Source organism: Streptomyces sp. C (assembly GCF_000158895.1).
Lineage (GTDB): Bacteria > Actinomycetota > Actinomycetes > Streptomycetales > Streptomycetaceae > Streptomyces > Streptomyces racemochromogenes.
In genome coordinates this window covers 1,603,913-1,614,164 of record NZ_GG657750.1, presented here as the reverse complement: position 1 = coordinate 1,614,164, position 10,252 = coordinate 1,603,913, and the positions used below count along the sequence as shown (strand labels likewise).

11 protein-coding genes are annotated in these 10,252 nt (G+C 73.7%); 8 read left to right on the top strand and 3 right to left on the bottom strand.

The features are described 5' to 3' along the window. Positions 1-50: 50 nt before the first annotated feature. The 7 genes from SSNG_RS07125 to SSNG_RS07095 all read left to right on the top strand — a co-directional run bounded on the left by SSNG_RS07125 (position 51) and on the right by SSNG_RS07095 (position 6,264). Positions 51-821, top strand: a complete 771-nt coding sequence (locus SSNG_RS07125) for a hypothetical protein (RefSeq protein ID WP_007263130.1) — start codon at positions 51-53, stop codon at positions 819-821. After that, entirely contained in the window at positions 818-1,315 is a 498-nt protein-coding gene (locus SSNG_RS07120) for a GNAT family N-acetyltransferase (protein WP_042800658.1), read from the top strand. Before SSNG_RS07125 ends, SSNG_RS07120 begins: the two co-directional genes overlap by 4 nt. 97 nt (positions 1,316-1,412) lie before the next feature. Then, positions 1,413-2,441, top strand: coding sequence for an N-acetyl-gamma-glutamyl-phosphate reductase (gene argC, locus SSNG_RS07115; RefSeq protein WP_007263128.1), 1,029 nt, complete (start codon positions 1,413-1,415; stop codon positions 2,439-2,441). After that, complete coding sequence (argJ, locus tag SSNG_RS07110) at positions 2,438-3,595, top strand: bifunctional glutamate N-acetyltransferase/amino-acid acetyltransferase ArgJ (protein ID WP_007263127.1); 1,158 nt, start codon at positions 2,438-2,440, stop codon at positions 3,593-3,595. The genes argC and argJ overlap by 4 nt, the downstream gene beginning before the upstream one ends. After that, a complete protein-coding gene (gene argB / locus SSNG_RS07105; protein ID WP_007263126.1) occupies positions 3,592-4,500 on the top strand; it encodes an acetylglutamate kinase in 909 nt (302 codons plus the stop codon). The genes argJ and argB overlap by 4 nt, the downstream gene beginning before the upstream one ends. Next, complete coding sequence (locus SSNG_RS07100) at positions 4,497-5,717, top strand: acetylornithine transaminase (RefSeq protein ID WP_007263125.1); 1,221 nt, start codon at positions 4,497-4,499, stop codon at positions 5,715-5,717. Before argB ends, SSNG_RS07100 begins: the two co-directional genes overlap by 4 nt. Positions 5,718-5,724: 7 nt before the next feature. After that, on the top strand, positions 5,725-6,264 hold the full coding sequence (locus tag SSNG_RS07095; RefSeq protein ID WP_007263124.1) for an arginine repressor: 540 nt from the start codon (positions 5,725-5,727) through the stop codon (positions 6,262-6,264). Positions 6,265-6,277: 13 nt separating this feature from the next. On the opposite strand, the gene SSNG_RS07090 is transcribed toward SSNG_RS07095, so the two are convergent. The 3 genes from SSNG_RS07090 to SSNG_RS41915 form a co-directional block, all read right to left on the bottom strand. Beyond that, positions 6,278-6,964 (bottom strand): L,D-transpeptidase family protein, encoded by a 687-nt coding sequence (locus tag SSNG_RS07090; RefSeq protein WP_042803045.1) that lies wholly within the window; start codon positions 6,962-6,964, stop codon positions 6,278-6,280. Between the two features lie 70 nt (positions 6,965-7,034). After that, on the bottom strand, positions 7,035-7,826 hold the full coding sequence (locus tag SSNG_RS41920) for a hypothetical protein (protein ID WP_050779568.1): 792 nt from the start codon (positions 7,824-7,826) through the stop codon (positions 7,035-7,037). Next, positions 7,765-8,544 carry a hypothetical protein gene (locus SSNG_RS41915; RefSeq protein ID WP_050779567.1) on the bottom strand — a complete coding sequence of 260 codons (780 nt, stop codon included), beginning with the start codon at positions 8,542-8,544 and terminating at the stop codon, positions 7,765-7,767. The genes SSNG_RS41920 and SSNG_RS41915 overlap by 62 nt, the downstream gene beginning before the upstream one ends. A 262-nt stretch (positions 8,545-8,806) precedes the next feature. Between SSNG_RS41915 and argH the strand changes: the two genes are divergently transcribed. Next, positions 8,807-10,234: an argininosuccinate lyase gene (gene argH / locus SSNG_RS07080; protein WP_007263121.1), complete on the top strand. Its 1,428-nt coding sequence runs from the start codon at positions 8,807-8,809 to the stop codon at positions 10,232-10,234. Positions 10,235-10,252: the final 18 nt, after the last annotated feature.

Sequence of the window (10,252 nt, the reverse complement as noted above, 5' to 3'; positions counted from 1 at the left end):
GGCGCGTAAACCCCGTTGAGGGGCCGGGGGAGCCGCCCTAGCCTGCGGGTATGACCGAGATCGAGATCACCTCCCTGGCCGTCCGCCCCGAACTGGCCCCCCGGCTCTGGGACATGGAGGACTCCTGGCCCGAGTTCTCCCAGCGCGACCCGATCGCCTGGCTGCTCTACCCGCGCCTGGTGGCCGAGTTCCCCGAATACGTCTTCATCGCCACCGACGGCGACGAGGTGGTGGCCCGGGCCTTCAGCGTCCCCTTCGCGCTGCACACCCCCGAGCGCGGCGGCCGGCTGCCCGGCCAGGGCTGGGACCGGGTCCTGATGTGGGCCTTCTCCGACCAGCGGCGGGGCGTCCGGCCGGACACGGTCAGCGCCCTGGAGATCTCGATCGCCCGCGGCAGGCAGGGCGAGGGCCTCTCCGGCCGGATGCTCACCGCCATGCGCGAGGGGGCCCGCGCGGCGGGGTTCACCGAGGTCGTGGCGCCGGTCCGGCCGAACGGGAAGCCCGCCGAGCCCGAGACCCCGATGGCGGAGTACGCGTACCGCACCCGCGAGGACGGTCTGCCGTACGACCCGTGGCTGCGGGTCCACGTCCGCGCCGGGGCGGTCATCGACTCGGTGGCCCCGGTGTCGATGACCATCAGCGGCACCCTCGACGAGTGGCGCCGGTGGACCGGACTGCCCTTCGACACCCCGGGCCCGGTCCGCGTCCCCGGGGCGCTCAGCACCGTCCACTGCGACCCGGAGCACGACCGCGCGGTCTACGTGGAGCCGAACGTCTGGGTCCGCCACCCGCTCGGCGCCGCCCCGGCGGTCTCCGCGTGATCGGCGTCCGCGCCGCCGCCCCGGGCGACGGCGACGCCCTCGGCGAGATCCACGCCGCCGCCTGGGAGGCCGCGTACGCGCCGTTCTTCGCGCCGGAGTTCGCCGCCGGGGGCGTCCGAAGCCGCCGCACCCGCTGGCACGCGCGGCTCGCCGAGGACCCGCGGGCGCTGCTGCTGGCCGAGGCGGACGGCCGCCCCCTGGCCATGTCCTGGTCCGGCCCCTCCACGACCCGGCCGGGCCTCGCCGAGATCCTCAGCTTCTACGCCCACCCCGACGGCTGGGGCACCGGCGTCGCCGCCGCGCTGATGGACGCGACGCTGGCCCGGCTGCGCGCCGACGGCTTCGCCCGCGCCCACCTGTGGACCCTGCGGGACACCCCGCGGTCGCGCCGCTTCTACGCCAAGTGCGGCTTCACCGGGACCGGCGCGGTGCGGGGCACGGACTTCGGCGACGGCCACCCGCTTGAGCAGGTCGAGTACGAGCGGGAGTGTTGAGTCAGGACCCCTTTCGGACGGGGTGACGGAGACCAGGAAGGGCTTTGCATAAAACTGCATAGGTACGTATAGTCATGCCATCGAGGAGGAGGGTCCGATGGTGGTACGTGTAGCGGTGGCCGGTGCGAGCGGATACGCGGGCGGTGAAGTCCTGCGCCTGCTGCTCTCCCACCCCGAGGTGGAGATCGGCGCGCTGACCGGCCACTCCAACGCCGGACAGGCCTTCGGTCCGCTCCAGCCCCACCTCGTCCCGCTCGCCGGACGGACCCTGGAGGCGACCACGCCGGAGGTCCTGGCAGGCCATGACGTCGTGTTCCTGGCCCTGCCCCACGGGCAGTCCGCCGCCGTCGCCGCCCAGCTCGGCGACGACGTCCTCGTCGTCGACATGGGTGCCGACCACCGGCTGAAGGACTCCGCCGACTGGGACAGGTTCTACGGCGCCCCGCACGCCGGCACCTGGCCCTACGGCCTCCCCGAGCTCCCCGGCGGCCGGGCCGCCCTCGCCGGGACCAAGCGCATCGCCGTCCCCGGCTGCTTCCCGACCTCCGTCTCCCTCGCCCTCTACCCCGCCTACCAGGCGCGGCTCGCCGGGCCCGAGGCCGTGATCGTCGCCGCCACCGGCACCTCCGGCGCCGGCAAGGCCCTCAAGGCGAACCTGCTCGGCTCCGAGGTCATGGGCACCGTGACCCCCTACGGAGTCGGCGGCGGCCACCGGCACACCCCCGAGATGGTGCAGAACCTCTCCCCGCTCGCCGGGGAGCGGGTCTCCGTCTCCTTCACCCCCCACCTCGTGCCCATGGCGCGCGGCATCCTCGCCACCTGCTCCGCCAAGGCCCTGCCGGGCACCACCGCGGAGTCGCTGCGCGCCGCGTACGAGAAGGCCTACGCCGACGAACCCTTCGTCCGGCTCCTCCCCGAGGGCCAGTGGCCCACCACCAAGGCGGTGTACGGCTCCAACGCCGTCCACGTCCAGGTCGCGTACGACGGGTCCGCCCAGCGGATCATCGCCATCAGCGCGATCGACAACCTCACCAAGGGCACCGCCGGCGGTGCGGTGCAGAGCATGAACATCGCCCTCGGGCTCCCCGAGGCGCTGGGTCTTTCCACGATTGGAGTGGCGCCGTGAGCGTGACGGCTGCACAGGGATTCACGGCGGCGGGCATCGCCGCCGGGATCAAGGCGAACGGCAACCCCGACCTGGCCCTCGTGGTCAACAACGGGCCGCGACTGGCCGCCGCGGGCGTCTTCACCTCCAACCGCGTCAAGGCCGCCCCCGTGCGCTGGTCCGAGCAGGTCCTGCGCGGCGGGACCGTCAGCGCCGTGGTCCTCAACTCCGGCGGCGCCAACGCCTGCACCGGCCCCAAGGGCTTCCAGGACACCCACGCCACCGCCGAGAAGGTGGCACAGGTCCTGGGCGGCGAGCACAACGCCGGCGAGATCGCCGTCGCCTCCACCGGCCTGATCGGCGTCCTGCTCCCCATGGACAAGCTGCTCCCCGGCATCGAGACGGCCGCCGCCGCCCTCTCCGCCGACGGCGGCGAGGACGCGGCCGTCGCCATCAAGACCACCGACACCGTCCACAAGACCGCCACCGTCACCCAGGAAGGCTGGACGGTCGGCGGCATGGCCAAGGGCGCGGGCATGCTCGCCCCGGGCCTGGCCACCATGCTCGTCGTCCTCACCACCGACGCCGACCTCGACAGCGCCACGCTCGACAAGGCGCTGCGCGACGCCACCCGCACCACCTTCGACCGGGTCGACTCCGACGGCTGCATGTCCACCAACGACACCGTGCTGCTGCTCGCCTCCGGCGCCTCCGGCCGGGCCCCCGCGTACGAGGCCTTCGCCGACGCCGTCCGGACCGTCTGCGACGACCTCGCCCGCCAGCTGATCGGCGACGCCGAGGGCGCCAGCAAGGACATCCGCATCGAGGTCATCGGCGCGGCCAGCGAGCAGGACGCGGTCGAGGTCGGCCGGTCCATCGCCCGCAACAACCTGCTCAAGTGCGCCATCCACGGAGAGGACCCCAACTGGGGCCGCGTCCTGTCCGCCATCGGCACCACGCGGGCGGCCTTCGACCCGGACCGGCTGAACGTCGCCATCAACGGCGTCTGGGTCTGCAAGAACGGTTCCGTCGGCGAGGACCGCGACCTGGTGAGCATGAAGGACCGCGAGGTCCGCATCACCGCGGACCTGTCCACCGGCTCCGAGTCCGCGGTCATCTGGGCCAACGACCTGACGGCCGAGTACGTCCACGAGAACAGCGCGTACAGCTCGTGAGCACCGCCAGGCGCCACACCGCGCTCCCCAAGGCCGAGATCCTCATCGAGGCGCTGCCGTGGCTCACCCGCCACAACGGCAAGATCGTCGTCATCAAGTTCGGCGGCAACGCCATGATCGACGAGGACCTGAAGGCGGCCTTCGCCCAGGACGTCGTCTTCCTGCGCCAGGCCGGCCTGCGGCCCGTCGTCGTCCACGGCGGCGGCCCGCAGATCAACGCCCAGCTCGACAAGCAGGGCCTGGTCAGCGAGTTCAAGGCCGGCCTGCGGGTCACCACCCCGGAGGCCATGGACGTCGTACGCATGGTCCTGGCGGGCCAGGTCCAGCGCGAGCTGGTCGGCCTGCTCAACCAGCACGGGCCGCTCGCCGTCGGCATGACCGGCGAGGACGCCCACACCATCACCGCCACCAAGCACACCCCGCAGATCGAGGGCGAGGCCGTCGACATCGGCCGGGTCGGCGAGATCACCGCCATCGACACCGGCGCGATCGAGGCCCTGCTCGCGGACGGCCGGATCCCGGTCATCTCCTCCATCGCGCGCAGCGCCGACGACGGCCACGTGTACAACGTGAACGCCGACACGGCCGCCGCCGCGCTCGCCGCCGCACTCGGCGCCGAGACGCTGATGGTCCTCACCGACGTCGAGGGCCTCTACGCGGACTGGCCGAGCAGCGACGAGGTCATCAGCCGGCTCACCGTCAGCGAGCTGGAGAAGCTGCTGCCCGAGCTGTCCAGCGGCATGGTGCCGAAGATGGAGGGCTGCCTGCACGCCGTGCGCGGCGGCGTCAGCACCGCCCGCGTGATCGACGGGCGGGTCCAGCACTCGATCCTGCTGGAGATCTTCACCGACGAGGGAATCGGCACGATGGTCGTGCCCGACGCACAGGGAGGGGACAGCGCGTGAGCGCCAAGCAGGGGACGGCCGGTCAGGAGACCGGCAACCAGCGCTACGCCGCCCGCTGGAAGGGGGCGCTGACCAACAACTACGGCACCCCCGCCCTGGCCCTCGTGCGCGGTGAGGGCGCGCAGGTCTGGGACGCGGACGGCACGCAGTACACCGACTTCGTCGGCGGCATCGCCGTCAACGCCCTCGGCCACGCCCACCCGGCGGTCGTCTCCGCCGTGACCGAGCAGATCACCACCCTCGGCCACGTCTCCAACCTCTACGCCTCCGAGCCCGTCCTCGCGCTCGGCGAGCGGCTGCTCCAGCTCTTCGGCCGCGACGGGCGCGTGTTCTTCTGCAACTCCGGTGCGGAAGCGGTCGAGGCCGTGTACAAGATCGGTCGGCTGACCGGTCGGACCCACATGGTCGCCACCGGCGGCGGCTTCCACGGCCGGACCATGGGCGCCCTCGCCCTCACCGGCCAGCCCGGTAAGCAGACGCCCTTCCTGCCGCTGCCCGGCGACGTGACGCACGTCCCCTACGGCGACGTGGAGGCGCTGCGCGCCGCCGTCACCGAGGAGACCGCCTTCGTCCTGATCGAGCCCGTCCAGGGCGAGAACGGCGTGGTCGTCCCGCCCGCCGGCTACCTGACGGCCGCCCGCGAGATCACCCGGGCCACCGGGACGCTGCTCGCCCTCGACGAGGTGCAGACCGGCATCGGCCGCTGCGGCAGCTGGTTCGAGTACCAGCAGCACGAGGGCGTCGAGCCCGACCTCGTCACGCTCGCGAAGGGCCTCGGCGGCGGTCTGCCCATCGGCGCGGTGGCCGCCTTCGGCCCGGCCGCGGACCTGCTCCAGCCCGGGCAGCACGGCACCACCTTCGGTGGGAACCCGGTGGCCTGCGCCGCCGGCCTCGCCGTGATCGACACCATCGCGGCCGAGGGACTCCTCGACCGGGTCAAGGCCCGGGGCGAGCGGCTGCGCTCCGGAATCGAGTCCTCCGGTCACGGGCTGGTCTCCCACGTCCGCGGCTCGGGCCTGTTGCTGGGTATCGTGCTGACGGAGCCGCTCGCACCGAAGGTGCAGCTCGCGGCCCAGCAGGCCGGATTCCTGGTCAACGCGCCCGCCCCCGACGTGGTACGGCTGATGCCCCCGTTCGTCATCACCGAGGCCGAGGTGGACGCGTTCGTCCGGGCACTTCCCGGCATCCTCGACGAAGCGGGACGATCCGGAGAATGAGACGACGATGAGCCAGGCGCAGGAACCCGAGCAGAACGGCGGCCCCTCCGTCCCGCAGACCCGCACCGCCCGCCACCGCCGGATCGTGGACATCCTCAACCGGCAGCCGGTCCGCTCCCAGAGCCAGCTGGCCAAACTGCTCGCCGACGACGGGCTGAGCGTCACCCAGGCGACGCTCTCCCGCGACCTCGACGAGCTGGGCGCGGTCAAGATCCGCAACACCGGCGGCGAGCTGATCTACGCGGTCCCCAGCGAGGGCGGCTTCCGCACCCCGCAGGCCCCGCTCGGCGAGTCGGCCAAGGAGGAGCGCATGCGGCGCCTCTCCGGCGAACTGCTGATCTCGGCGGAGGCCTCCGCGAACCTCGTGGTCCTGCGCACCCCGCCCGGCGCGGCCCAGTTCCTCGCCTCGGCGATCGACCAGGCCGAACTCCACGCCATCCTCGGCACCATCGCGGGCGACGACACCCTGATGCTCATCAGCCGCGACCCGGCCGGCGGCCAGGCCCTGGCCGACCACCTGCTGAGGCTGGCGCAGAAGGAGGGGTAGGGCCCAGGCCCTTTCAGTACCGGGTCACGGCCAGGGCGCCGGTCTCCGTGCCGATCGCGATGTGCGGGCGGCGGCGGGGGTCGGCCCAGCGCAGCAGCTCGCGCATGGCGCCACGGGGGACGGAGACGCAGCCGGCGGTGGCGCCCTTGCCGTCCACGTGCAGGAAGATGCCCGCGCCGCGGCCGCGTACCGGCTCGTCGTAGTTGAAGCCGATGACCAGGGCGTGGGCGTACTGCTGCGCGTACGTCACCAGGTGCTCGGACTCGCCCGGCGCGCAGTCGGCGGGCAGCGGCTCCGTCCAGCGGTTGTAGGCGGCCGAGGCGTTGTCCTGGCACCACCACGAACGGTCCGTCACCCGCCGGTACCGGTACGCCGTTCCGGCCGGGGCGTGCACGATGCCGAAGGCGTACGGCAGCGCGTACAGGCCCGCCGGGGTGGTGTTCGTGCCCTGGACCCGGGTCGTGCCCTCGGTCAGGCCGTTCGCTCCGAACCGGGCCGGCGCGCTGCCCGCCTCGAACCAGCGGCCCGCACGCCGGTCCCACCAGGTCAGCACCCCGGTCGTGGACCCCGGCGCCGGGGCGACGGCGGTGATCAGCTGGCTGCCGCCGCCGGTGTCGGCGAGACGGGCCGGCAGCGGGTCCGGCCCGTACGGGAAGAGGCCGGCGAGGATCAGCGAGCCCGTGAGCAGGGCGGTACGCAGCACACCCCAGACGGTACGGCCGGCGGGCGCGGCCACCGCGCAGGCAGGCCGTGGCGGGGCGCGCGGGGTGTCACCGCAGCCGCAGCCGGCGGACGTCCAGCACCCGGGCCGCCCGCGCCAGCAGCTCGCCGAGCTCGGCCCGGTGCGCCTCGCCTTCGTCGAGGGTGCTGAGCCAGTTCCAGTTGATCACGGTGCTCCGCGCGTACAGGCCCAGCACCGGGTCCGGGTCCGTCATCATGGCGACGGCGGCCCGCAGTTCGGCGCTCCCGCCCCGGCCGCGCAGCAGCCGGAACGCGGCCCTTCGGGTGTGCGGCGGCCACTCGGGGCCGGTCCGATCGGCCAGCGCGGCGGAGTCCAGCCGCTCGGCCACGCCGAGCAGGCTGAGCGCGGCCTCGCGGGACACCGAGGCGGACGGGTCCTCCAGCAGCCCGAGCAGCACCGCGTCCTCGACGACGAGGCCCAGCCCGCGCAGCGCCGCCAGGGCGGTGGCCCGCACCGCGCCGTCGGGGTGGTCCAGCAGGGCGTGCAGCAGCGGCCCGTCGGCCTGCCCGGCCACCTCCCGGAAGCCGGCCACCGCGTACCGGGTCACCCGCCGCCGGTCCGTGACGAGCCCGCGGTAGTGCGCGTACGGGTCACCCCCGTCCTGGCGCAGCAGCCAGCGGGCGCAGGCCCGCACCTGGCCGGCCCGGTCCGCGAGGTGGTCCACCGCCTCGGCGGCCCGCCCGGCCCGGCGCAGGGCGGTCACCCCGGCGGCGCGGACGGCCGCGGAGCGGGAGCCGAGCAGGGCGTCTACGGCCGCGTCATCCGGTCCGCCGGCGTCCAGCGCCGCCAGAGCGGCGTCGGTCCACGTCCGGCCGGTCACCGGATCGCGCTCGACGGCGAAAAAAAAGGGCGAGCTCCCGCGCCCCGTACTGTCCGCAGGCGACGGCGACCCGGGCCGCGAAGCGGCGCGTCGGCCGGTCGGCGCTGCCCGTCAGGCGCTCGAACATGCCCTCGCGCTGCCGCGCGGTCAGCGAGTTCCAGCTCCAGGTCGTCGAGGCCAGCCCGGGGCGCCACCACGCGGCGAGGAGGGAGTACCGGCCGCTCAGGGCGGCCTCCAGCTGCTCCACCGCCCAGCCTCCGTGCTCGCGCCCGCCCAGCCGCAGGGCGAACGGGACGAGTGCCGTCAGCACGTGGGCGGGGTCGTCGGCCATCGGCCGGTTCAGCGCCCGGCGGGCCCGGTCCCGGTTGCGGACGGGGTGCTGGGCCACCAGCCGGCCCAGCACCCGGCGGGCGCGCCGACGGACCTGCGGGACCCGGTCGGCGCACCGGAGGAGGACGAGCTGGACCGGCGGCCTGCGCCACGCGGCGAGCGTGGCCTCGCGTATCCGCCCGTCGGGGTGGCACAGCCTGGCCTCCAGGCGGCGGGCGCCCTCCCAGGTTCCGGGGGACCGCATCAGCCGGCGCACCTCCTCGTCGAAGGCGATCCAGGCCTCCGGGCCGTGGCCAAGGAGCCGGCCGGCGACCGGCACGGTGTCCCCGTTCAGCAGGTCCCTCGCCACGCCGCGCCCCAAGAGGGCGTTCCCCGCCGCGCTCCACATGTGCCCTCCCCGGGATCGTTCCGCTCGCGTGATCGTAGGCGGCCGCAGGCGGCCCGCGCCCCCCCATATACGGGCAGGTCAGCGCTGGGGCACCGGGCCTCGATTGACGAAACATACAGAGCAATGCATAGTTATGCCTACACCCCGGCCGGTCGCGCGTCGCATCGCGCCGTGAATCGTTTGACGCTGTATCGAGACGGTCTCCCCACTTCCTGCGCGGCGGGGAGGCCGTCGCACCACCACCCTCAGAGGAGCAGTAGCTGTGAGCAGCAACAACGGTGACGTCCGGCTCTGGGGCGGCCGGTTCGCCGACGGCCCGTCCGAGGCCCTCGCGAAGCTGTCCGCCTCGGTCCACTTCGACTGGCGCCTGGCGCCGTACGACATCGCCGGCTCGCGCGCCCACGCCCGCGTGCTCGCCAAGGCGGGCCTGCTCACGGCCGAGGAGCTCGACCGCATGATCGCGGGCCTCGACCGGCTGGAGGCGGACGTCGCCGACGGCTCCTTCACCGGCACCATCGCCGACGAGGACGTCCACACCGCCCTGGAGCGCGGCCTGCTGGAGCGGCTCGGGCCCGACCTCGGCGGCAAGCTGCGCGCCGGCCGGTCCCGCAACGACCAGGTGGCCACCCTCTTCCGGATGTACCTGCGCGACCATGCGCGGATCATCGGCGGACTGGTCGCCGACCTCCAGGACGCGCTGGTCGGCCTCGCCGAGGCGCACCCGGACGTGGCGATGCCGGGCCGTACGCACCTCCAGCACGCGCAGCCCGTCCTGTTCGCCCACCACGTACTGGCCCACGTGCAGGCCCTGTCCCGGGACGCGGAGCGGCTGCGGCAGTGGGACACCCGCACGGCGGTCTCCCCGTACGGCTCGGGCGCCCTGGCCGGCTCCTCGCTCGGCCTGGACCCGGAGGCGGTCGCGGCCGACCTGGGCTTCGAGCGGGGCTCGGTCGGTAACTCGATCGACGGCACGGCGTCGCGGGACTTCGTCGCCGAGTTCGCCTTCGTCACCGCGATGATCGGGATCAACCTGTCCCGGATCGCGGAGGAGATCATCCTGTGGAACACGAAGGAGTTCTCCTTCGTCACCCTCCACGACGCCTTCTCCACCGGCTCCTCGATCATGCCGCAGAAGAAGAACCCGGACATCGCGGAGCTGGCGCGCGGCAAGTCGGGCCGCCTCATCGGCAACCTGACCGGTCTGCTGGCCACCCTCAAGGCACTGCCCCTGGCCTACAACCGGGACCTCCAGGAGGACAAGGAGCCGGTCTTCGACTCCTGCGACACCCTTGAGGTGCTGCTGCCGGCCTTCACCGGGATGATGGCCACGCTCACGGTCAACCGGGAGCGGATGGAGGAGCTGGCCCCGGCGGGCTTCTCGCTCGCCACCGACATCGCCGAGTGGCTGGTCAAGCAGGGCGTGCCCTTCCGGGTCGCGCACGAGGTCGCCGGCGAGTGCGTCAAGGAGTGCGAGGGGCTCGGCATCGAGCTGGACGAGCTCATGGACGAGCAGTTCGCGAAGATCTCGGAGCACCTGACCCCCGAGGTCCGCACCGTCCTCAACGTGCCCGGTGCGCTCGCCTCCCGCAACGGCCGCGGCGGCACCGCCCCTTCGGCGGTCGCGGTCCAGCTCACCGAGCTGAAGGCCGACCTGGTCATCCAGCACGCCTGGGCGATCCACAAGCAGTAGCCGCGGTGCCCGGAGGGG